General features: G+C 51.1%; 18 protein-coding genes. 9 read left to right on the forward strand and 9 right to left on the reverse strand.

The genetic code is table 11. The features are described from left to right. Positions 1–44: 44 nt before the first annotated feature. Genes pncB through H8K29_RS02060 form a run of 3 tightly spaced genes read left to right on the forward strand, consistent with a single transcriptional unit; the run spans position 45 to position 3608 of the window. Complete coding sequence (gene pncB, locus H8K29_RS02050) at positions 45–1235, forward strand: nicotinate phosphoribosyltransferase (protein WP_186896213.1); 1191 nt, start codon at positions 45–47, stop codon at positions 1233–1235. A gap of 15 nt (positions 1236–1250) precedes the next feature. Continuing rightward, entirely contained in the window at positions 1251–2306 is a 1056-nt protein-coding gene (locus H8K29_RS02055) for a bifunctional nicotinamide-nucleotide adenylyltransferase/Nudix hydroxylase (protein WP_186896214.1), read from the forward strand. Positions 2307–2345: 39 nt separating this feature from the next. Further along, positions 2346–3608, forward strand: coding sequence for an ectonucleotide pyrophosphatase/phosphodiesterase (locus H8K29_RS02060; protein WP_370527118.1), 1263 nt, complete (start codon positions 2346–2348; stop codon positions 3606–3608). Between the two features lie 70 nt (positions 3609–3678). Here the strand turns inward: H8K29_RS02060 and H8K29_RS02065 are convergent, their stop codons facing one another. After that, entirely contained in the window at positions 3679–5082 is a 1404-nt protein-coding gene (locus tag H8K29_RS02065; protein ID WP_222611389.1) for a 3'-5' exonuclease family protein, read from the reverse strand. A 221-nt stretch (positions 5083–5303) separates the two neighbouring features. Here H8K29_RS02065 and H8K29_RS02070 point away from each other — a divergent pair, with 221 nt between their 5' ends. Further along, positions 5304–6326: a DUF2804 domain-containing protein gene (locus tag H8K29_RS02070; protein WP_186896215.1), complete on the forward strand. Its 1023-nt coding sequence runs from the start codon at positions 5304–5306 to the stop codon at positions 6324–6326. Positions 6327–6496: 170 nt separating this feature from the next. Further along, positions 6497–7636 (forward strand): cupin domain-containing protein, encoded by a 1140-nt coding sequence (locus H8K29_RS02075; RefSeq protein WP_186896216.1) that lies wholly within the window; start codon positions 6497–6499, stop codon positions 7634–7636. Between the two features lie 113 nt (positions 7637–7749). On the opposite strand, the gene H8K29_RS02080 is transcribed toward H8K29_RS02075, so the two are convergent. The 4 genes from H8K29_RS02080 to rlmF all read right to left on the reverse strand — a co-directional run bounded on the left by H8K29_RS02080 (position 7750) and on the right by rlmF (position 12886). Continuing rightward, a complete protein-coding gene (locus H8K29_RS02080) occupies positions 7750–8166 on the reverse strand; it encodes a hypothetical protein (protein ID WP_186896217.1) in 417 nt (138 codons plus the stop codon). Further along, the gene (locus H8K29_RS02085; RefSeq protein WP_186896218.1) at positions 8163–9593 is read right to left on the reverse strand and encodes an ammonium transporter; all 1431 of its coding nucleotides are present in this window, start codon (positions 9591–9593) and stop codon (positions 8163–8165) included. Before H8K29_RS02085 ends, H8K29_RS02080 begins: the two co-directional genes overlap by 4 nt. Positions 9594–9900: 307 nt before the next feature. Beyond that, entirely contained in the window at positions 9901–11157 is a 1257-nt protein-coding gene (locus H8K29_RS02090) for a nitronate monooxygenase (RefSeq protein ID WP_186896219.1), read from the reverse strand. 754 nt (positions 11158–11911) lie between these two features. Then, the gene (gene rlmF, locus H8K29_RS02095; protein WP_186896220.1) at positions 11912–12886 is read right to left on the reverse strand and encodes a 23S rRNA (adenine(1618)-N(6))-methyltransferase RlmF; all 975 of its coding nucleotides are present in this window, start codon (positions 12884–12886) and stop codon (positions 11912–11914) included. A gap of 151 nt (positions 12887–13037) precedes the next feature. Between rlmF and H8K29_RS02100 the strand changes: the two genes are divergently transcribed. After that, entirely contained in the window at positions 13038–13841 is an 804-nt protein-coding gene (locus H8K29_RS02100; RefSeq protein ID WP_186896221.1) for a prohibitin family protein, read from the forward strand. Between the two features lie 119 nt (positions 13842–13960). On the opposite strand, the gene H8K29_RS02105 is transcribed toward H8K29_RS02100, so the two are convergent. Both H8K29_RS02105 and H8K29_RS02110 read right to left on the reverse strand, forming a co-directional pair. Further along, entirely contained in the window at positions 13961–16501 is a 2541-nt protein-coding gene (locus tag H8K29_RS02105; protein WP_255423222.1) for an alkaline phosphatase, read from the reverse strand. Between the two features lie 368 nt (positions 16502–16869). Continuing rightward, positions 16870–17421 carry a thymidine kinase gene (locus H8K29_RS02110; protein ID WP_186896223.1) on the reverse strand — a complete coding sequence of 184 codons (552 nt, stop codon included), beginning with the start codon at positions 17419–17421 and terminating at the stop codon, positions 16870–16872. A 225-nt stretch (positions 17422–17646) separates the two neighbouring features. Here H8K29_RS02110 and H8K29_RS02115 point away from each other — a divergent pair, with 225 nt between their 5' ends. Then, complete coding sequence (locus tag H8K29_RS02115; RefSeq protein ID WP_186883822.1) at positions 17647–18099, forward strand: Hsp20 family protein; 453 nt, start codon at positions 17647–17649, stop codon at positions 18097–18099. Between the two features lie 85 nt (positions 18100–18184). On the opposite strand, the gene H8K29_RS02120 is transcribed toward H8K29_RS02115, so the two are convergent. Next, on the reverse strand, positions 18185–19321 hold the full coding sequence (locus tag H8K29_RS02120; protein WP_186883821.1) for an alpha-hydroxy acid oxidase: 1137 nt from the start codon (positions 19319–19321) through the stop codon (positions 18185–18187). A gap of 94 nt (positions 19322–19415) precedes the next feature. Continuing rightward, the gene (locus tag H8K29_RS02125) at positions 19416–20336 is read right to left on the reverse strand and encodes a LysR family transcriptional regulator (RefSeq protein WP_186896224.1); all 921 of its coding nucleotides are present in this window, start codon (positions 20334–20336) and stop codon (positions 19416–19418) included. Between the two features lie 116 nt (positions 20337–20452). On the opposite strand from H8K29_RS02125, the gene hmgA reads away from it, so the two are divergent. Beyond that, positions 20453–21754 carry a homogentisate 1,2-dioxygenase gene (hmgA, locus tag H8K29_RS02130; protein WP_186896225.1) on the forward strand — a complete coding sequence of 434 codons (1302 nt, stop codon included), beginning with the start codon at positions 20453–20455 and terminating at the stop codon, positions 21752–21754. Between the two features lie 44 nt (positions 21755–21798). Then, positions 21799–23130: a fumarylacetoacetase gene (gene fahA / locus H8K29_RS02135; RefSeq protein ID WP_186896585.1), complete on the forward strand. Its 1332-nt coding sequence runs from the start codon at positions 21799–21801 to the stop codon at positions 23128–23130. Positions 23131–23179: the final 49 nt, after the last annotated feature.

Consider the following 23179-nt stretch of genomic DNA (forward strand, 5'->3'; position numbering starts at 1 on the left):
CAGCCATCATGCTGGTGTCTATCAATTACCGTAAAGAATTTCAAATGAAGCCAGTTGTACAAAGCTTGCTGGAAACCGATTTATATAAATTTACGATGTGGCAGGCCTTGCTGCACAGCCATCCGAATACACAGACGGAATATGCGTTTGTGTGCAGAAACACGCCAGTCTATCCGTTGGCGGAATTGAAAGACGATGTTGAACGCGAACTCGATCATTTGTGTTCATTAAAGTTTACTGAAGATGAACTCGACTATTTGCGTTCCTTACGCTTCATCAAAAGTGACTTTACCGATTTTCTGGCCTTGTTTCATTTTCAGCGTAAGTTCATTAAAGTCAGTACGAATGGCGAGCAACTGGAGATCGTTGCTACAGGTCCACAGGTACATGTTTCGGCATTCGAGATTTTTGTGCTGCATATCGTCAATGAATTGTATTTCCGCCGTTTGCAGACCGATGCCACCTTACCGGAAGCACGGCGTCGACTGGCTGCAAAGCTTTCACAATTGCAGGCGTTTGCGCAGGAACCAAAAAAGTTCCATCCTTTTGAGTTTTCTGATTTTGGCGTGCGCCGCCGTTTTTCCGGAGCCTGGCATGACGAAGTCATCACTACGCTGGCGCGCGAAGTACCGGAATTTTTCAAAGGTACATCGAACGTCTATCTCGCTAAGAAACATCACCTCGTACCGATGGGAACGATGGCGCATGAATACTTGCAGTCCTATCAGTCTTTTGGCGTACGTTTGCGCGATTTTCAGAAAGCGGCACTGGAAGACTGGGTGCAGGAATATCGCGGTGATCTCGGCATTGCTTTAACCGATGTCGTTGGTATGGATGCTTTCCTCGCTGACTTTGATCTGTATTTTGCCAAGTTGTTTGATGGTTTGCGGCACGATTCCGGCGACCCTATCGTCTGGGGCGAAAAGGCGCTGGCGCATTATACGAAACTCAGAATAGATGGTAAAACCAAGCGTCTGGTGTTTTCCGACGCACTCGATTTTGATACTGCGTTCAGAATTTACCGTCACTTTGCGGATCGTACAATGCCGGCATTTGGCATCGGTACCAACCTGACTAATGACACTGGAATCCCACCGTTGAATATCGTCATGAAGCTCATGTCATGCAATGGTCAGCCCGTTGCTAAGTTATCGGATTCCGCCGGCAAAACGCTCTGCACCGATGAAACCTTTCTGGCGTACTTGCGTCAGGTATTTCATCATCCTGCCATCTGACTATGCCACTATGCCATGACGAATAATTTCGATGTTGCAGTCCTGATTGGACGTTTTCAGCCGTTTCATCAAGGGCATGCCAGTTTATTGGCTCTTGCGCTGTCAAATGCGGACAAGGTGATCGTTGTGTTAGGTTCGGCGTTTTGCGCCAGAAGTGTCGGGAATCCGTTTACCTGGCAAGAGCGGGCCGCGATGATCAGTGCAAGTTTGTCTGAGGCTGATCAGGCGCGTGTCAGTTTTATCCCGGTGCGCGATTATTACGATGATCTGCGTTGGGCCAATGCCGTACAGAACAAGGTTGCACAAGCCATTGCCAGGCGGGGGGATGCGGCTTTGCATATCGCGCTGACAGGCTATGTAAAAGATGCCTCCAGCTATTATCTGCAGCACTTCCCGCAATGGCAATGGATAGAGGCAGAGCGGGTTGTCACAACGGATGCAACACAGATACGGCAACAGCTGTTTGCAGCAAAGAATATGCAGGCAACATTGGATATGGTTGCAGCGTTTTTACCGTGGTCTGTACTGCGTTTTATCAGTGAGTGGGTATTAACGCCTGACTATGCCGGACTGGTGCAAGAGCATCTGCAACTGCAGAAATACAAAGACGCCTGGAAAGCAGCACCGTATCCGCCGGTATTTTGTACCGTGGATGCTGTGGTGAAAGTAGCCGGACATGTTTTGTTGGTGCAACGCGGAGGATACCCAGGCAAAGGTTTGTGGGCCTTACCGGGTGGTTTCCTTGATCAGCAGGAACTTTTACTGCAAGGCGCAATCCGAGAATTAATCGAAGAGACGAATCTTGCGGTGTCCAAACCGGAACTCGAAGAGGCGCTGGTTGATGTCCGGGTATTTGATCACCCGGCTCGCAGTCAGCGTGGACGCACGATTACGCATGCCCATTTTTTTGATCTGCCGTTGGCAACGCTGCCTGAGATTGTTGCTGCCGACGATGCAGCGCGGGCAGCCTGGTTTCCGGTAACTGAATTGTGTGCAATGGAAGAGCAGTTTTTTGATGATCATTTCCATATTCTTGATCAGTTTTTGCAACTGATCGCGGAAGGAAATTAATTGATGCGGGGCAGCTTGCCCCTTTTTTTAAGGTGAAATGTGATTAAGATTTTTTCTCAACAAAGCTTTATCCAAGCGGTTTGTGCGGCATTGGTCATCGGTGTTGCAGGCTGCGCGCAACCAGTCAAGCAAACGACGGTTTCTGCTGCGACTGAGCAGTCAGCACGACCACCAGTAATTCTGGTATCGATCGATGGTTTCAAACCTGACTACCTGCAACGCGGCGTGACGCCGAATCTGAATGCTCTGATTGCTGACGGTGTGCGTGCAGAAAAAATGCTGCCCTCATTTCCCTCGATCACGTTCCCTAACCACTACACGCTGGTGACCGGCTTACGGCCTGATCATCACGGCATCGTCGGAAATACGATGATAGATCCGGCGATTCCCGGTGTCCGTTTCAGTCTGGGTAACCGCGATGCCGTCATCGATCGTCGCTGGTGGGATCAGGCCGAGCCAGTCTGGGTGACCGCAGAAAAAAATGGTGTCCGTACTGCCACTATGTTCTGGCCAGGTTCAGAAGCGGATATTCATGGTGTACGTCCGACAGAGTGGCGCGTATTCGATGGTAAATTGCCGCCAGAAAAACGCGTTGATACGCTGCTGGGTTGGATCGATCAGCCTGTCGAGAAAAGAGTGGGTTTCCTGACTTTGTATTTTGATGATGTGGACCATGCGGGTCATGAATTCGGGCCGGACGATCGGCACACCACTGACGCTGTCGCCAGCGTTGACGTGGCAATCGGTCGTCTGATTGCCGGCCTGCGCTCGCGTCAGGTCAATGCCAATATTGTGGTGGTGTCGGATCACGGGATGGCAGCCACCAGCGCGGAACGGGTTGTTTATCTGAATAAAATCCTGCCGCCTGACAGTTTTAAGGTGGTGACTGCGGGAACCTACGCCGGTATCGAAGTGGCTCCCGGACAAGATGCTGTTGTGAAGCAACAGCTGTTGAAAAAACATGAGCACATGGAATGCTGGAAGAAAGCCGATATTCCCGCGCGCTACCACTTCGGGAGCAATGTCCGCGTGCCATCCGTCGTTTGTCTGGCCGATGTCGGCTGGCTGATTTTTGGTGAGGAAAATATCAAAAACCGTACTAACGGCGGCGCGCATGGTTACGACAATACGGCACCAGAAATGGCGGCGACCTTTATTGCCAATGGGCCAGCATTCAAAAAGAATACGGTGATCCCCGCGTTTGACAACGTTGACGTGTATCCATTGTTGATGAAACTGATAGGCGTTCCCGCCTTGCCTTCGGATGGCAGTGAAAAACCAACGGCTGCAGCGTTGAATTAATATTTTCGCCAACAGCTTTCCGGAGCACAGCCAGTCTGGCTGTGCTCCGTTTCCCGCTTTCCCCGTCTTTTTAGCTAACTTCTGCCTGAACTTTGATGCCTGCGACGCTGATGGCTTTCATCCTGCTCAGATACTTGAGCAAAATTCTGTAAGTATCACGATCAAAACGCGGTTTACCGCGTGTCAGCAAATCCTGAATATCCGCTTCACTCTTCGCCTTGCCCAGATAGCACCATGCCTCAATCACGTGATGGACATTGCCTTCTTTTAGTACAGCGGGGCCAGAGAACGGCCATGCCTTTAATTTCATCGCACCGAGCGCCTCTGCCAGCCGCAGATTATGCTGCAGTGGTGATTCCGCGCCGACGCATGCTCCCTTGCATTGCTTCAGTTGGCGCGCAAAACAAGGCTTACCCGCACCACCTTTTTCCAACCCCAGCGTGGCAGCACATAGTTGAAATTGCTTCACTGCCTGCAATAAAAACTCGCGTGCGCTAGCGCCGCTTTTAAACAGACCGTATAACTGCTCTTGTCTGCCGAGATCCAGATCGCGGGCATACACGAGTTGTGGTTGCAACAAGCCACTGCCCATATCCTTCAGACGCCACGAGCAGAATTCTGTGTTACGGCGTAATAGACGATTCAGCGTCGGCTGCATTTCTTTGATCAGTCTGGCTTCGGTAATCAGTGCATCAATTTCACCCTCGCACTCTATCCACTCGATATCGCGCACCTGTTGTGAGATGCTCATTTCTTTGGCAATCGCATGATCAGAAGAAAAATGCGATAACACCCGTTGGCGCAGCGTATTACTTTTGCCGACGTAAATCGGTAATCTGTTTTCTGCAAAAAACAGATAGACGCCATAGCCTTTTGGCAGTTGCTCCACAATATCCGCGTCCAGATGCGGCGGCAGACTGGGGCGCGTTGTTTGTTCTTGTACCGCTACCTGTAAGGTTTCTGCAGGCAACGTCGCCTGCAGATCGCACCAGAACTGGTAAATCGCATCGGCATCGGTCAAGGCGCGATGCCTATCGCCGACGCTGATCTGATGGCGCTCGATCAGACAGTCCAGATTGTGTTTGGCAAACTGTGGGAACAACTGACGCGACAGCTTCAGTGTACACAGCACCGTTGCTCTGAAAGTGAGACCAAGGCGCTTGAATTCATTTTTCAAAAATCCGTAATCAAAGCGCGCATTATGCGCAACGAAGATATGTCCTTGCAGGCGTTGCAAAACTTCCTCGGCAATATCAGCAAACACAGGTTGGTCAGCGACCATCGCATTACTGATGCCGGTCAGTTGCTCAACAAAGGGCGGGATAGCTGCTTCGGGGTTTAATAGTTGTGACCAGCGTTCTGTACGTTCGCCATCAAAAGTCACGATAGCTATTTCAGTGATGCGGTCGCGGGTTGCGATGGTACCTGTGGTTTCCAGGTCGACGAAGGCAAGAGGGCTTGCAAGTAGGCTCAAAATCTGACTCAGTTGGTGCGTATATAGCCGGTCATTGTATAGGGGATCAGCACTTTCTGATGTGTCCTCATCTTTGTTGCACGCGTCTCTCGCATCCTCGTCACTTCTCACGCAGCTAAGTGTTGGCTTAATTGAACCTTATGCAACAGATCGTCTGATTTTGATGTTCCGCAGCGCCGGTTTATCGGACAATGTGTGGAATATCTTTTCATAAAAACATCATGCCAACTATTTCTCAGCCAGCTTATTTGCCGACGGCGCCGGATGCGCTGGTCGATGCGTGTGGTCAGGTTCGTACCGGGAAATTTGCCGGTGCAATCTCTGTGATTGACTGGTCTGCGCTTGCGGCTCCTTTCCGGCGCGGTGTCGTATGGCAGCGCTTTCATCACAAGCACTGGCAGTATGCTGCACTGGTGACGGATCAGATATTTTGCGGCATCGCGATTGTGGATGTAGGCTGGACCAACTCCGCATTTGCCTACGTGTTTGACCGTCAGCAAAAAAAGCTGCTGGCAGAATTTTCGCAAGATGGCATACCCGGGCTGACTGCGTATCTGAATGCCCACCCTGCCACTGGCGCTGAAAGCTGGTTTCGCTTTCCCGGACAGCGGCTACATTTTCATCATCAGCCTGCTAACAATACTTACCGTATTCAGGTGTCGTTTCGCGATTGCCAGATCGATGCTGAATTACACTTGGCCGGTGCAGCGCCGGAATTGCTGGCCGTCGGCAACGTAATTTGTGGCAGCGTGCACGCAACGATGAAATCTGGCGGGATGCGCTTGAGCGGGGAAGTGAAAGTCGGACAACGATGTTTCAGCCTTAGCGATGGTTGCGGCAGTGTCGATCACAGCAATGGCTTTCTGGCGCGGGAAACGCGCTGGCTGTGGGCGTCGGCACATAGTCTGGATATGGGATTTAATCTGCAATCCGGTTATTTCGGCGATCAGGAAAATGCCTTGTGGCTGGATGGGCAACTGATTTCTCTGAGCAGCGCGCACTTTGAATACGACCCGGCGAACGTGCTGGCACCGTGGCATATCCACACCAGTGATGGCTTACTGGATTTGTATTTTCAACCGGAAGGCGTGCGCAGTGAAAACAAGAATTTGTTGATCGCTGCGAGTCGCTATCAACAACCTGTGGGCAGCTTTAGTGGCTGGGTAAAGGCGCATGCAGATGCCAGCCCACGGCCTGTCGGCCAACTGGCAGGGGTGACGGAAGAGCATTTCGCACGTTGGTAAGTTTTCTTGATTACAGTCAAATCAGGGCGGGTGCGTGCCCTGATTTGTGCCATTCACGCTGGTTAATGCTGAGGTAAACGGGTTTTCTGCCAAAAGTTTGATCTGTCCGGTATGACGCTGACATTCTTCATGCTACAAGACAGTTTTACTTACTTATCTTCATTTTTGCCATGTTAACCCTCACGCTCAGTGAATTTACTCTCGACGATTTTTTAGCTAATTACTGGCAGCAAAAACCGGTACTGATACGTCAGGGCTTTCCAGCATTCAGCGATCTGATTTCACCGAATGAGCTGGCGGGGTTGGCATGTGAATCGCAGATAGATTCTCGTCTGATTTATAGACAATCCGGAAAATGGCAGGCTGAAAATGGCCCGTTTGAAAGTTACGAACATCTTGGTGAGCGCGACTGGACGCTGGTGGTACAGGCCGTTGATCACTGGTCGCCTGAAGTCGCCAGTTTGGTACGGGCATTTTCTTTCATTCCGAAATGGCGGCTCGACGATGTGATGATCAGCTTTGCCGCGCCGGGCGGCGGTGTCGGGCCGCACATCGATTTGTATGACGTGTTTATCTGTCAGGGCTCAGGTAGCCGTCGCTGGCGCGTTGGTGAGCGGGGTAACCATCGTCAATTCGCTGCTCACGCCGCCTTATTGCATACCGATCCTTTCGAGCCCATTATCGATGCGGTGCTGACTGCGGGTGACATTCTCTATATCCCACCCGGCTTTCCGCATGATGGCGTATCACTTGAGAGTTCCATGAGTTTCTCAGTGGGCTTTCGCAGCAAATCAGCCAGCGATATGCTGAGTGGATTGGCGGACTACCTGATAGATAATGAACTCGGTGGCACCTTGATCAGTGATCCGCAACGCCGTATGCATCAGCATCAGGGGCATATTAACGCTGGTGATTTTACGCTGATCAAACAGCAAATGCAGACGATACTGAATGATGACGAAATCATGATGAATTTTGTCGGCTGCCATTTATCGAAAACCAAATGCGAACTCGATTTACAGGCGCTGGATTTTCCTATCAATGAAACCGAGTTACGCAAGAATTTGCAGCAAACCGATCTGATTCGCACCGGTGGCTTACGTTGTTTCTATCTTGACGATAGCATCAGTCAGGGGATTTGCTATGTCAACGGCGAGCGGTATGAATTTGGTGCAGACTGCAGTGCGACCGTGCTGGCGCTGTGCGATGAAGACAATCTCAGTCTGGCGGCATTGGAACAAGGTTTGCAGCACGCTGCTTTCGTCAAAGCGCTGACGCAATGGGTGAATGACGGTTATTGGTATTTCTGAATGGCGCGTTGATCCACAAATCAGGAAATAGCTTGATTTTCAAAATTAAATCTCAGTATTGATGCGGATATTAGCCATATTCAGGCCTGTAAGCGGCATCAATACTGAGACAATCAGCGTAGTCTGCCGATGTAGGTCTGATCGACGATGGAGTTCTGGTCGAGTGTCGGTAATTCTGTCGCGCCAGCAGATGCGACTGTGGCGGCGACCAGATTTGCCGATACGGCAGGTATTGCTGCTAATGGTGTTTTGGGGCGTATTTTTAAGCCTTCCAGTTTTTTGATCAGCGGTGCCGGTTCGGTAGCGACAAACAGACCATGTTCGCCAAAATAAATTTCTTCCAGCTTGAGGCAGATGTCATGCAGGTCGGTGTTTGGTAATTCCAAAGCCAGATCGAGAATATAGCGGCAATAAACAGGGTCGATGCGCATGTATTCGATATCGATCACCCTCTCATTCTGGCGCCGCAAAATGACATGCATACGCGCCATCAGAGAGAATGCGAGGTTGTCAGACATAACTGCGTTCATAATACATGCTCCCCATGTAGTTCCAGATCGAGACCTTCTCGTTCCTGTTCCGGTGTCACACGCAAGCCAGTGAGCAGACGCACAATACCAAGAATCACCGCTGTCATTGCACCCGAATAAATGATCGTGACTGCTACGCCAAATGCCTGATTGCTCAGACTGCCTTCGACGCCGCCAATACTTTTTAGTGCAAATACGCCTGTGAGCAGCGCACCAACAATGCCGCCTATCGCATGCACGCCGAACACATCCAGAGAGTCATCGTAGCGACCCATTGCTTTGAGCGACGTTGCACCCCAATAGCAAGCGACACCGGCCACCGCGCCGATCACGAATGCCCCGGTCACATCGACAAAACCTGAGGCAGGAGTAATCGCGACCAGGCCAGCAACAGCACCGGAAACGATGCCGAGGACAGATGGCTTGCCACGGCGCAGCCACTCTGCGCACATCCAGGCCATGGCAGACACTGCGGCTGCCAATTGCGTTACCAGCATCGCATAACCTGCACGTCCATCTGCCGCGCCAGCAGAGCCGGCATTGAAGCCGAACCAGCCTACCCATAACAACGCTGCGCCGATGACTGTCAATACCAGATTATGAGGTGGCATCGGTTCTTTACCGAAACCACTGCGTGGGCCGATGATCAGCGCAGCGACCAGTCCTGATATACCGGCATTGATATGGACAACCGTACCACCGGCAAAATCGAGCACGCCACGCGCTGCCAGCCAGCCTGTCGGTTCCCACACCCAGTGGGCAACAGGAACATAGACGATCAGTGACCAGAGCGTGATGAATAGCAGAAAAGCAGAAAATTTCATTCTTTCGGCAAAGGCACCGGTAATCAGAGCTGGCGTGATGATCGCAAAGGTCATCTGAAACATCATGAACACACTTTCCGGTATCGTCGTGGCGACATGATGCACTGTCAGCTGGCCGGCATCTTTCAGAAATACCATGCCGTGCAACAGCAGCCGATCAAGGCTACCCAGATACGGCGTGGCTGGTGTGAATACCAGGCTGTAACCGAGAACGACCCAGATAATCGTGACGATACAGGTGGTGGCGACACTATGCGCTACGGTTGCCAGCGCATTTTTTTTGCGGACCATGCCGGCATAAAACAAAGCCAGACCTGGAATTGTCATCAGCAGTACCAGCGCCGTTGACGTCAGCATCCAGGCGGTATCCCCTGCGCTGATGGTCGTTGCATTGACGAGCGTCGGCGTTGTTATCGGTGCTGGCGGTAAGGATACTGTTACTGCCGTCGTTGGTTTTACCAATGGTACTGAGGGGACGGTGATTTCAGTGCTGCTGCCAGATGCAGGGGCCGGATCGTCGGTCTGTCCGGAAGCTGGTGCTGAGCCCAGACAAAACAGCAAGCCGAACAGTATGAAAGGTGTTGACAGAGAACGTATTTTCATCAGAGATCCTTAGTCTAAAATCATCGTGAATTGCCATTACCGTGTGTGCAGTGCAGCATAATTCATGCCATATAGCTATTGTTGCGGCTGCGCAGGAGGATAGACTTAGATCGGTGTGAGGAGGGGCGGTGATTGGGCTTAGCTAGTCGATACGGATTTTTGTTGGCGTGTTTTTGCACCAAATCAAGACAGGTTGGGAATAAAACGGCGCATCTTCATATTGGCTGAACAGTACTTATAAAAAACGCCAGTGTCTTCTGACGGCGATGTCAGGAGGCACTGGCGTTTAGCGTTGAATCAGGCTTACTTATTCAGGCAGTGCGTCAGGTAAGGCGATCTTGTTATCGGTACTGAACTGGTAATCACGGAACACATGTTCGGCACTGAGGATCTGATAAGTACCATCCGGCAATTTGCGCGTGGTGTCTTTGAGGCGATACGTGGTCTGACCGCAAGTCCAGCAATTGAAGTTACGCATGTGGGTGCACAGGCAGGTCTTGTCCATGACTGAGATTTTTTTTGCATCCGGGTGCAGCGCAACTTCACGGTTGTATGACGTGATGTAAGCGCAATTGCCATTCGCATCCAGCAGATAACCATAGGACTCACAACCTGGACGAATGCCATCGCCAATCGCTGGCGTATTTTTCAGCATGCGCATAGGGTAGCCGGTCGGCGAAATATGATTGACTTCAATATCGTCTTCGCTGGCTTTGAAGTATTCCTGTTTGACACTATCCGGCAAACCGCATTCTTTCGTCACCGTGAAACGGGTTGCCACCTGTACGCCGGAGGCACCGTTTTCGAGGAAGGAAACCGCATCGCTGCCAGTGAAAATACCACCCGCCGCAATGATAGGAATATCCAGTTGTTCTGCTTTCAGATACTCAGACACCTCGGTCACAATCGTCTGTAAATCGAATGTGGCCCAGTCATCACCGAAACCCAGATGACCCCCCGCCAACGGACCTTCGACGATCACGTAGTCAGGCAGACGGTTTAATTTTGCATTTTTACGCAGGAATAATTGCAACGCGCGGACTGATGAGACGATGATGCCTAGCTTGGCTTCACGGAAACGCGGGTGCTCCGCCATCAGACCGAAGGAGCTCAGATGCAGACCGGCGCTCAGCGTGATGCCGTCAATACCCGCATCCAGTGCTGCTTCCAGACGCACTTTCAGCGTTTCACGCGGGCCGTTCATGGTCAGCTTTTCCATGCAGTTCACAAAGATCATACCCGAGCCTTGTTTGGCTTCCATGGTACGACCAATGTGCAGGCGCGTCGCCGCAGCCAGGTCTTCAAGATTGAATTTGATATCCGTCTTGTCGGTATTGTTGATGTTGTATTTGTAGAATTTGGTTTTTTCCTTGATGTAGCTGGTACCAAAGCGGCGATCCGACACATCATGCACCAGTGCGTCAGAAATATGGCCGATACCACCCAGACGGGCAGCGACCAACGCCAGCTCCGCAGTGGAAATATCGACACCCATCCCGCCTATCATGATGGGAACCAGTTCATCTTTGCCTAGTTTCAGGCGGAAATCATCTACTCGTTTCATTGCAATCCTTGACACATTGAGCTGTAAGTCGCACCCGATGGCGAAATCTCGTTACTGAGTGAGGCGGTTATTCAACATAAGTTTGTCAAATATTTTCACAAAGCTATTTTATAAAATAACAGCGCCCCAGATTGTAAGCCAGGCTAGCTATGCGCTGTGAATAATTTCGTCTCGCAAATATTCACATTTATGCCTAAAAAAACAGCAAATCTAAGTGCAAAAAAATTGTCATTAGCATCATTTTTATGATTTTGCAGACAGCTAGACGACAAAGGGAGGGAAATAATCCTAATTAAGCTATTTTTCTTTTACACAGATATTGGTAAAAACATCATTTTTCTCTTTTCTGCTCCCAGAAAATAATTGCAGTCAGCGCTATTTTTTTGCAGCTTGTTGATATCCCTCAAATTCGTACTGGCGTGAAGTGGTTTTATTGACGCCTCAATGTGCCTGACGACTGTTTCAGGGACATGACATAGGCGGCTCACACGTGCGATTGTCGCATTAGCCGGCACTTTTTGCCGAACACCGGCAACGCTGGCAAATATAATGTTGCCGTAAGCCAGTGCCGGAATTGAATGACGTCTTCTTTTAAATTGCTCATCATTCGTACGATGCGCTTGATATCTGCTTTACATAAGGCTCTCTCAGAAAAAAACAATGTCTTCCTGAGCTTTATTTCTGATCGCCTTCGTTAATCTCTGTTGCCGTGCTGATGGTAATGAGTACCGCGTTGCAGACTCTCGCCTGGCGTTCACCAGCGCAATTTTTTCCAGGCTGTTTGTTGAGGTGGTGTCAAAAAAGTCCATGCAAGAAAACGGCTTTGTTTATTGCCCTGGCTCATGGCAATTTCTTTGATTTCCAGCGCTTTGACGCGTTTCAGTGCTGCTTTGAGTGCTGGCAAATTATCTGATTTTGATACCAGCGTGCTGAACCAGAAGCATCGTCCCGGTATGCTGGCGCTTTCAGTGATCATGCGTTCGATAAAAGCAAGCTCACCGCCAGGGCACCACAGTTCAGCATCGCGGCCGCCGAAATTCAGTATGGGTGTAGTTGCATCGGCCTGCTTTTCCTTGCCGAGATTATTCCATTTACGTTGTGAGCCTGCTTGCGCTTCCGCTATCGAAGTGTGAAAGGGCGGATTACACATGCTGAGATCAAACCAATCATCATCAAAGATGATGTTGTTAAAAATAGCGTTTGCCGATGGCTGCAGACGCAAATTGATTTTGGCGGCGAGCGCAGGGTTCGCGTCGAGTATGCGTTGTACATTCGCCAGCGATGCCGCGTTGATATCGGTCGCGGTGAATTGCCAGCCGTATTCGCTGACACCGATCAGAGGATAAATACCATTCGCTCCCGTACCGATATCGAGCACACTCAGTAAATTTTTTTTCGGGAGCACGCCTTTGTTCGTCGATGTCAGTAAATCTGCCAGATAGTGCAGGTAATCAGCACGTCCCGGCACCGGCGGACAAAGCTGCTGTTCCGGAATATCCCAGTCAAGTATCCCGTATTCACTTTTCAGTAAAGCACGGTTCAGCGCTTTCACCGCTACCGGGTCAGCAAAATCGATACTGGATTCACCGTACTCATTGCGCATCAAAAACACCGCCAATGCACTGTCCGCCGCTACAAGCCGGGCGAAATCATAGCGCCCCTGATGGCGATTGCGCGGATGGAGTTTGCTGGACTTTTGTATAGCGGAGCTGGGATGCGGGCGTGACATGCGTTGATGAACCGGTCTGGTAGAGAAGGCATTGTTGCATAAACTGCGGCGAAATTACGACAGTGGTATTTTTTTGAAAAAATTACCACGGTCATTTGTAAATCTTGAATCTATACTTCGCATGTTTTTTCAATAACGAGATAAAGACATCATGAAAAATATTCCTGCTATTGCGTCCATCATCATTGTGATTTTGCTGTTACTGGTTTTGAATCCCTTTGCCACGATACAAGCGGGACATCGCGGCGTGTTAACGACGTTTGGTAAGCCGTCTGATGAAGTGTATAGCGAAGGTATCCACTTTGTCTGGCCGATTGCACAGCACTTGCATAAAGTGTCGGTCGCGATACAAAAAGGTGAGGGCGATGGTGACGCCGCATCGAAAGATCTGCAAACCGTTCATACAAAAATTGCGATCAATTACCACGTCAGGCCAGATGCTGTTGTCTCTGTGTTCCGTGATCTCGGCAATGAGCCAGGCGAGCGCATCATTATTCCTAGTGTGCAGGAAGCGGTGAAAGCCGTAACTGCGCGATTCACCGCTGAAGAACTGATTTCCCGGCGCTCGCAAGTCCGCGATGAAATTATCGTGGCACTCAAAGAACGGATGGCCAGACACGGTTTAGTTGTGGATGAATTCTCTATCGTCAACTTCAATTTCAGCCGCACGTTCAATGAAGCGATTGAAGCGAAAACGACCGCAGATCAGTTAAAAATGAAAGCGGAACGTGATTTGCAACGTATCGAAGTCGAAGCGAAACAAAAAGTGTCGCGTGCGCGTGCTGAAGCGGAAGCACTGGCCTTACAACGTCAGCAGGTGACACCGGAGTTGCTGCGTCTGCGTGAAACAGAAAATCAGGCGAAAGCGATAGAGAAATGGGATGGTCGTCTGCCTACCACGACCGGTGGAGCGATTCCGTTTTTGAATATCAACAGTAACGGCAACAATAAGTAAGCAAACAAAGCCGTTGTCTGGCAAACGTGTCAGACAACGGCGTTCATGCATCAGTACTGTGTGAATACAGGTGCCGCAGAACCGGCACCTGATTTTTTGGTAAATATTATTGCGAGTTATTAGGAAATACTGACCGCACTGGTGCCGCTGTTGACGGTGGCAGTGGTAATGCGGGCGATCACATCTGTTGGCGCTGTCATCGTACCGTTATTGACCAGCTTATTCACTTGCTTAAACTGGGCGACCAGTTTACCCGGCGTTAATGTCACCACCGTGTATCCTTGTGCATCCGAATTGATGTACTTCATCCACTGATTATTTCCGAGCGCTGCCAGTTGCTGTGCCAGACCCAACAGGCTGGTATTGAAGTCGCTATTCGTTTTCAATCCCGCCAGAATGGCCTGTACTGTGCCCGTCAGCGTTGCGCCTTCAGGTACGCCTTTGGCTGTCAGCGCGCCTGTCAGTTGTACGCGGATTTGTTCCAGCAGACCATCGACCGTCGGTGCTGCTTTGCCCATGGTGTAATCGAGCATATTGACGTTGATGGTGATCGTGCCGATATTCGGTACAGGAATACTCAGCGGGTAAAAGATGATCGTTGCCAGACCGGTAGAACCTGCACCATCTTTCATATAAGTGAAGAAAGAGTCGGAACTGATACCGGCGCTGACCAGATCCACCATTGCTGGTGTACCGCCGCCAGCCGCATCGAAATCATCGTTGACGGTACCGGCAAAGAAGCCGTGTATATCACCGGTCACCGAGACCACGTTACTGATTTTATTCGTCAGCAAATGTTGCATCAGCGCTTTGCGTTCGCTGTTATAACCGTCCCATTGATCACAGTTCAGCAAGAATTTAGTGAAGAATGATGACAGTGCCGCTTGCTGACCTGAGGCGATCACGAAACTGGAATTTTGCTTGTTGGTCTGCACGTCCGGTTTGATGTAACCAAAGGCGATGGTTTGCGCAGCGGCACCGATCTGTGTCGCTGTTCCCGCTGCTGCAGCAGCTTTCGCGGCGTTGAACGTTGCTACGGCGATACCTGCCTGCGCAGCAGTCAGGCCTGCTGTTGTGGCGGCGCTGGCAAGATTGCCACCAGTCGCAGCAGCCGTAGCGATGGCTGCTGCGCCAGCACTGGCAATAGCTTGCGAGGCACCGGCAGTCATTGCTGCCACCAGCGTTGCTGCGACCAGCACATTGCCGCCGAGTGCAGGATTACTCAGCGCAGTGGTGATATTGCTTGCCAGTGTGGAGATGGAATTGAGCGCAAGTAATGTCGCAATCGCATCCGTACCATTGAGACCCATGCGCATCAGGCAGACTTCGTTACCCCAGATTTTCCAGGTATTGGTTGACGTCTGCATTTTGTTTTTCCACCAGTCGCGCTGGGTTTTACCCAGCATACTCACATCCGACAATGGGTCGCCTGTCATGGCAGTGGCGGCGGTGATTTTTTGCGCTTCTATCAGATTGAAAACATCTTGCGGCACCACGTAACGCGTTCCCATGCTGCTGTTCAGCGCCTTACCTGTCGCTGGGTTGAACAGGCTTTCCGGCACGACGTGATCTGAACGATACAAGCGTTCATCGGTCATGACCAGTTGCATCAGCTTGCCGAACTGGAAGTCACGATAAATCTGGATATTCTGGAAGCCGGTATTTGCTGCATCCAGGCTGACATCGGCTGGCATAAATTCAAACCATGCCTGATTCGCAGTGCGGCGGCGGCTGGTCTGGTGAATATTATTGCCGCTTGAATCGAGGCTGTTGTTTTCATAGGTGACAGCGTCTTTCCAGGCGTCATCAGAAAATTCATGATCATCCCAGATCGCGATATACGCGAAACGTTCGTGTATTGCTTGCTGACGCGGGTCGCTGCGATACATTTTGTAGAGGTAACGGTAATCGGCAAGCGTGGTCGCATATTTAGCTTTACCGGTAGTGCCGTCGGCATTCAGCAATGCAGTACCATCAGGCAATTGCAATGCAGTGTGGCGCGCTTCTGCATTACCTGTCTGGAATGCCGCACCGACTGTTTCGTAAATATAGTCGCCGAGGTGAATGATGAAATCGAGATTTTCATTTTTAGCGATGTAGTCCATCGCACCCCAGTGATTGACACTCCAGTCCTGGCAAGTCAGATAGGCGAACTGTAATTGTGCGACATCTGCGTTGCTTGCTGGCGCTGTTTTGAAGCGGCCAACATTGGAACGTACATCACCGGCGATGAACTGATAGAAATAAGTCTGACCTGCCTGCAAGCCAGTCACTTTATTACGAACTGTGTTATCGAAGCTGGCGAGTACAGACAAACGCGTATCGACGACTGTCGTACCAGTCAGTGCGGCATTGCTGCCGAGCAGAGCCGTGTTATCTGTTGCGGTTACGATCAGGCGTATTGCGACATCGTTGCCAGTTGGCGCTACCGCTGCGACTCCCAGCGATGCCGGAGTTACACGTGTCCACAGGATAACGCTGTCAGGACGAGGGTCACCGGAAGCGACACTTTGCGGGAATTTCCAGCTTGTGCCCGTGGCCAGCGGTAATTCAGATTGGTCGCTGGCGACGCTGCTGCTACCGCCGCAGGCACTCAGACTGCCGGTGGCTACTGATACTGATAAAAAGCCGCTATATTTCAAAAACTGTCGTCTATCCAATTTCATCTCCCTGGAGTTGGCGGTTGAGCAGACTGCTGTTGACGTATCGCATGGGCATACAGGAGCCGGATGTCATGCGTTGATGCGACAGACGATTCTGCATCAGACCATATTGCTGGCGTACGCAAAAAGCGGTACGCAACAACAAGCTAAAAACCAGAAAGACTAGGGGGTGGATATGTCATCGTGATGACATTGATACTAGGGTGTTTACTCTATTCGTCAACTGAAATATCTGCGCTTACTATGCCCCGGGAAAAGAAAAAAGAGATGGTCGGCGGTATTTGTTGCGTTTGTAAAACCGCTGCCATCTCTTAGAATTTTGCGCTGAAGCAGATTGCTAGACAGGCAGTTCCGTTACTGTGAACTCAGTTACTGTAAAAACAGCGGCCGCAGACATGGTGATAACGTTCGTTGCCGCCGATATCAATTTGTTCGCCGCTGCGGGTGCGCTTGCCTTGCTCATCCACGCGGATATTCATCGTCGCTTTCTTACCGCAGCTGCAGATGTTTTTGAGTTCTTCTATCGTGTCTGACAGTGCCAGTAAATACGTGGAGCCGGTAAATGGTTCACCCAGAAAATCGCTGCGCAAGCCGTAACAAATGACGGGCACACCGCGCACATGCGCGAGCTGATGCAATTGCTTTACCTGATCGGCAGATAAAAACTGTGCCTCATCGACCAAGACGCAACTGACTTGGGGCGCTTCTTTAAAAAAATCGAAACTGGCATCAAACACGGCGGCTTCACGTTGCGGTCCAAGACGCGAAGTAACTTTGCCCTGGCCGTAGCGATGGTCGATCGCGGCCGTGTACAGACAGACTTGCTGACCCTGTTCTTCGTAATTGTGTGCGACTTGCAGAAGGGCGGTCGATTTTCCTGCATTCATGGCGGAATATCTGAAATAAAGCTTTGCCACGGTGTTCCTTAAAAATGAGGTCGAGGTAAATAGTGACGGTCTGGGGTGATTTCAAGAGCGTCGAAACCGCTATTGTAGAGAATCATCACGCCCCGGGTCACGAAAAAAATGTATACAAATTTTTCTCTTGAAAAGCTTTTGACGCACCCTATCTTTGACTCAGCAGATGCTCACCTGAGGTCTGCGGAAATTATTTATATCGCTTCAATTTAAAAGGATCTCACCATGCGTAATTTTGACTTTGCTCCGTTGTATCGTTCGGCAATTGGCTTTGACCGTCTTGCACAATTGTTTGATGACGCGCAGCGTAATGATGCAACACCAAGCTACCCGCCATACAACATCGAACTGATTGCGGAAGATAAATATGCGATCACGATGGCCGTTGCCGGATTTGATCGCAGCGAACTCGATATCGAAAGCGAACGCGATACATTGAAAATCGTCGGTCGCAAGCAAAAAGATGAAACCCAGAAAAACTATCTGCACCGCGGCATCGCCTCACGCGATTTTGAACACCGCTTCCGCCTTGCCGATCATGTGAAAGTGGTCAGCGCGCGTCTGGACAATGGTTTGCTGAGCATAGAGCTGGTGCGTGAAGTGCCGGAAGCCTATAAACCACGCCGCATCCTGATTGATGGCGACAACCTGCAACTGGTGCAGTCACAAGCAGCATAAGCAGCGTAAACACTACGTTTGTTCTGATACGCAAACAAAAAAAGCATGGAATTTTTCCATGCTTTTTTATGTCGCTTGATTAGTTTTATTTGCGGATGATATTGCTCAGATTCACTTCGCGGATATCTTTTGTGCCAGTCAGTGCCATGCTGACATCCAGTTCTTTTTGTAAAATTTCCAGCATCGTGGTGACGCCTTTTTCACCCATCGCCCCCAGGCCATACAGAAATGCGCGGCCTATCATGCTGCCTTTCGCGCCGAGTGCAGTCGCTTTCAGAATATCCTGACCAGTGCGGACGCCACCATCGAACCAGACTTCGGTCTGATGACCGACGGCGTCTACAATTGCCGGTAAAGCTTCAATCGACGACATTGCGCCATCGAGCTGGCGACCGCCGTGGTTGCTGACGACAATCGCATCGGCACCGGCAGCGACGGCCAGTTTGGCATCTTCCACATCCAGTATGCCTTTCAGGATCAGTTTGCCGCCCCATTCTTTTTTGATCCAGGCCACATCGTCCCAGTTCAGCGTAGGATCGAACTGGCTGGCAGTCCATTGGCTCAGGGTCAGTATACCGTCGCCGCCTTTGACGTGGCCGACCAGATTACCGAAGGTTTTACGCCCGGCCAGCGCGCGCAGTGCCCATGATGGTTTGGTTGCCAGATCGAGAATATTCGCGAGCGTCAGTTTCGGCGGTACCGACATGCCATTTTTTAAATCCTTGTGACGCTGCCCGAGAATTTGCAGATCCAGCGTCAATACCAGTGCTGAGCATTTGCAGGCTTTGGCGCGCTGTATCATTTCTTTCACGAAGCCACGGTCGCGCATCACATACAGCTGAAACCAGAATGGCTTGGTGGTCACGCTGGCAACATCTTCAATCGAGCAGATACTCATGGTGGACAGCGTGAACGGAATGCCGAATTTTTCTGCCGCAATCGCGCCCAACATTTCGCCGTTCGCCCACTGCATACCGGTCAGGCCGGTCGGTGCAATGGCGACCGGCATCGTCACATCCTGACCTATCATCGTGGTGCGGGTATTGCGCTGATCCACATTAATAGCGACGCGTTGGCGCAACTTGATTGCGGCCAGATCGCTGCTATTCGCTTTATACGTGCTTTCCGTGTACGAACCGCTGTCCGCGTAGTCATAGAATGCTTTCGGTACACGCTTTTTGGCGAGTAAACGTAAATCTTCTACACAAGTAATGACGGGCATGCTGATTCTCCGGTGGACTAATGAATAGGCAAAAGTGTAGGGGATAACGGTGAATTGATGGGGGAAAACGTTTCAGTTTTGCGGTGAAGTATTTTCAACTGAGCGTTTCTGTTTCGACAAAACGTTCGCAAATAAACTGCCGTAGCCATTGATTACCGGCATCCTGGTGATAGCGACGGTGCCAGAACAGATTCGTTTGCAGCGCTGGCAAACGTAGCGGCGGCTTGACATACGTCAAACCAAAAGGCGCTGCCGCCCGTTCTGCCAGCTTGCGCGGCACGGTGACCAGTAAATCATTACTGCTGACGATATACGGAACAGCAACAAAATGCGGCACTTTAAAGTGGGCGTGGGGATGGATGCCCGCTTTTTCCAGACGTTGATTGATACTGATATACGGTTCCTCTTGCGAAGCGACTATCAGATGGCGTGCGGCGACAAATTCCTTCAGTTCCAGCGGCTTGCCCGCCAATGGGTGCGTCTGGCGCAACATGCACACATAGTTCTGGCGGAATAAACGACGTTGATACCAGGCATCGGATAAATCATCAAACGCACCGATCGCCAGATCAACACGGCCAGATTCCATCTCGGTTTTCAGATCGATGCTGCCAGCGCGTACCGTCGATATTTGTATCTGCGGTGCTTGCTGCAGCAATTCCTCCACCAGCAAAGGCATGAAATAGACTTCTCCCACATCCGTCATCGCCACGGTGAAGTGGCGCTTCGAGCTAGCTGCGTCAAAGCTGTCTTCGCTGTTCAAGGCCTGCGTGATATGGCTTAGTGCGAGTGTGACGGAATCCGCCAGTTGTTCGGCGCGTGGCGTAGGTTGCATACCGTTGGCGGTGCGCACAAACAGTTCATCATCAAAACTGCGTCGCAGCCTTGCCAGCGCATTACTGACCGCCGGTTGCGACAGGCCAAGCTGGCGCGCCACCAGTGAAATTTGTCTGCTTTCAAAAATATGCTGAAACACCACCAGCAGATTCAGGTCGATATCTTTGGCTTCTATCATACGCGTCTCTGATTATTGATTTTATGAATGGTCTGTATTTCTGTATTTATATCGTAAAAAACACCTGCCTGCAGTAGAGTGCCAGAAATTCTCCTATTTCCTGACAGGATGGCGCTATGAGCATGCAAGATATCCTTCGTTATCAGACCGGTTTTGCAAACGAATTTGCCAGTGAAACATTGGCTGGTGCGTTGCCGCAACACCAGAATTCACCACAACAATGCGCGTATGGTTTGTATGCCGAACAGGTGTCCGGTACGGCATTTACCGCACCACGCCATGCGAACCGGCGTTCATGGTTGTATCGTATCCGTCCGGCGGCAATGCATCAGCCGTTTCAGCAGGTCAGCAATGGCAATATGACGAATGATTTCAGTCAGATGCCATCGACACCGAATCAACTGCGTTGGGACCCGCAACCTATGCCACTGACGCCCACCGATTTCATCGATGGCTGGTTGACAATGGCAGGCAATGGGTCTGCCGATGCGCAGAGCGGTTGCGCGATTCATCTGTATGCGGCAAACCGCGACATGAGCACGCGTTTCTATTACAACGCCGATGCCGAATTGCTGATCATTCCGCAGCAAGGGCGCCTGCATATACTTACCGAGCTGGGCCGCATGAATATTGAGCCGCAAGAGATAGCCGTGATTCCGCGTGGCATCCGTTTTCAGGTGCAATTGCCGGATGGCGAGGCGCGTGGCTATGTTTGTGAAAACTTTGGCAGCATGTTCCGCTTGCCCGATCTTGGCGTGATCGGCTCGAATGGCCTCGCCAATCCGCGTGACTTTCAGACGCCGGTCGCCTGGTATGAAGATAAGGAAGGCGAGTTTGAATTGGTCGCCAAATTCAGCGGTAATCTGTGGTCGGCAAAAATCGGCCATTCACCACTCGATGTGGTCGCCTGGCATGGCAATTTCGCGCCGTACAAATACGATCTGCGCCATTTCAACACCATAGGCTCTATCAGTTACGATCATCCAGATCCCTCGATTTTCCTTGTGCTGCAATCGCCCAGCGATACGCCGGGTGTCGATACCATCGATTTCGTGATATTCCCGCCACGCTGGCTGGCGGCGGAAAACACCTTCCGCCCGCCCTGGTTCCATCGCAATATCGCGAGTGAATTTATGGGGCTGATTCATGGACAATACGATGCGAAATCGACCGGTTTCCGTCCGGGTGGTGCAAGTCTGCATAACTGCATGAGCGGCCATGGCCCCGATGCATCTACGTTTGAAAAAGCCAGCAATATTGACACCAGCACACCGCACAAAGTCGCAGATACGATGGCGTTCATGATAGAAACGCGTAACATCATCAAACCGACCCGCGCCGCCATGACATCGCCGCAATTGCAGGCCGATTATTATCAATGCTGGCAAGGCATCAGAAAAAATTTCAATCCGCAATAAGCGTGAAAACAAGCGTGAAAACAAGTGTGAAAGACAGCATCACCATGACGATACAATTGAACGAAACCCACAATCCCGAGCTGCGCAGTTGGGTTGCATCGGCGAATCAGCCTGACAGCGATTTTCCTATACAAAATCTGCCTTTCGGCGTGTTCCGCCGCCACGGCAGCCATCAGGCTTTTCGCATCGGTGTGGCGATCGGTGACCAGATTCTTGATCTGGCCGCAGCTCATGCGATTCATGCATTTGCCGGTTATACAGAATTGCAGGGCGGGCATTTTACGGCGGCGGTCAATGCACCACATCTGAATGCGCTGATGGCACTCGGCGCGCCGGTCTGGTCGGCACTGCGTCTGGCTTTATCGCGCGTATTGCGGGCCGATGCCAAACATCTGGCCGCATTGCAAAACTGCCTGCTGCCGCAGAGCGCGGCGGAATATGCTTTACCTGCGCAGATCGGCGATTACACTGATTTTTACACCTCGCTGCATCACGCAACGGCGGTCGGTAAATTATTTCGTCCCGATAATCCGCTGCTGCCGAATTACAAATGGGTGCCGATCGGTTATCACGGACGCGCATCATCAATAGGCGTGTCCGGCCAGCAATTCCGCCGTCCGGTGGCGCAAACCAAACCACCGACGGCAGAGACACCGGTATTCGGCCCGGCCAAGCGCATGGATTACGAACTCGAAATCGGCATTTTCATTGGTCAGGGCAATGCACTGGGCGATGTGATTGGGATGGATCAGGCGGAAGCACATGTGTTTGGCCTGTGCCTGCTGAACGACTGGTCGGCGCGCGATGTGCAGGCCTGGGAATATCAGCCGCTCGGCCCTTTCCTTGCGAAGAATTTTGCCACCACGATTTCACCCTGGGTCGTGACGCTGGAAGCGCTGGCGCCGTATCGTCAGGCGTGGCAACGCGATGCGGCTGACCCGCAACCTTTGCCGTATCTGGATACGCCCGATCTGCGCGACAGCGGAGCGTTTGATATTCAGCTCGAAGTCTTGCTGCAAACTGAAAAAATGCGTATAGACGGCATCGCACCGCAGCGCTTGTCGACATCGAATTTCCGTGATTCTTACTGGACGGTCGCGCAACTCGTCACGCATCACACGGTCAATGGTTGCAACCTCAATCCTGGCGATCTGCTCGGCTCCGGCACCCAATCCGGCCCGGCACCGGAAGAAGCCGGTTCCCTGCTGGAACTGACCGAAGGCGGCAAAAAGCCGATTGCGCTGAACAACGGCGAACAAAGGTTGTTTCTGGAAGACGGCGACACCATCGTCCTGCGCGGCTGGACGCAAAAGCAAGGCTTGCCACGCATAGGTTTCGGCGAAGTCAGTGGAACTTTATTGCCTGCGAGAAGCTGAGGTCTGGCGTTTAAAATGCGCATGATGACGCGGTAAAAAAAGGAAGCTC

The sequence above is a fragment of the Undibacterium sp. CY21W genome, assembly GCF_014284265.1.
Classification (GTDB): Bacteria; Pseudomonadota; Gammaproteobacteria; order Burkholderiales; family Burkholderiaceae_D; genus Undibacterium; species Undibacterium aquatile.

Bases quoted from the DNA above. Each gene is read 5' to 3' on its own strand.
- H8K29_RS02115 (WP_186883822.1), top strand. From the start codon at position 17,647: ATGCGTAATTTTGACTTTGCTCCGTTGTATCGTTCGGCAATTGGCTTT.
- fahA (WP_186896585.1), top strand. From the start codon at position 21,799: ATGACGATACAATTGAACGAAACCCACAATCCCGAGCTGCGCAGTTGG.
- H8K29_RS02070 (WP_186896215.1), top strand. From the start codon at position 5,304: ATGCCAACTATTTCTCAGCCAGCTTATTTGCCGACGGCGCCGGATGCG.
- pncB (WP_186896213.1), top strand. From the start codon at position 45: ATGAAGCCAGTTGTACAAAGCTTGCTGGAAACCGATTTATATAAATTT.
- H8K29_RS02075 (WP_186896216.1), top strand. From the start codon at position 6,497: ATGTTAACCCTCACGCTCAGTGAATTTACTCTCGACGATTTTTTAGCT.
- H8K29_RS02120 (WP_186883821.1), bottom strand. From the start codon at position 19,321: ATGCCCGTCATTACTTGTGTAGAAGATTTACGTTTACTCGCCAAAAAG.
- H8K29_RS02085 (WP_186896218.1), bottom strand. From the start codon at position 9,593: ATGAAAATACGTTCTCTGTCAACACCTTTCATACTGTTCGGCTTGCTG.
- H8K29_RS02090 (WP_186896219.1), bottom strand. From the start codon at position 11,157: ATGAAACGAGTAGATGATTTCCGCCTGAAACTAGGCAAAGATGAACTG.
- H8K29_RS02125 (WP_186896224.1), bottom strand. From the start codon at position 20,336: ATGATAGAAGCCAAAGATATCGACCTGAATCTGCTGGTGGTGTTTCAG.
- H8K29_RS02100 (WP_186896221.1), top strand. From the start codon at position 13,038: ATGAAAAATATTCCTGCTATTGCGTCCATCATCATTGTGATTTTGCTG.
- hmgA (WP_186896225.1), top strand. From the start codon at position 20,453: ATGAGCATGCAAGATATCCTTCGTTATCAGACCGGTTTTGCAAACGAA.
- H8K29_RS02080 (WP_186896217.1), bottom strand. From the start codon at position 8,166: ATGAACGCAGTTATGTCTGACAACCTCGCATTCTCTCTGATGGCGCGT.
- H8K29_RS02055 (WP_186896214.1), top strand. From the start codon at position 1,251: ATGACGAATAATTTCGATGTTGCAGTCCTGATTGGACGTTTTCAGCCG.
- rlmF (WP_186896220.1), bottom strand. From the start codon at position 12,886: ATGTCACGCCCGCATCCCAGCTCCGCTATACAAAAGTCCAGCAAACTC.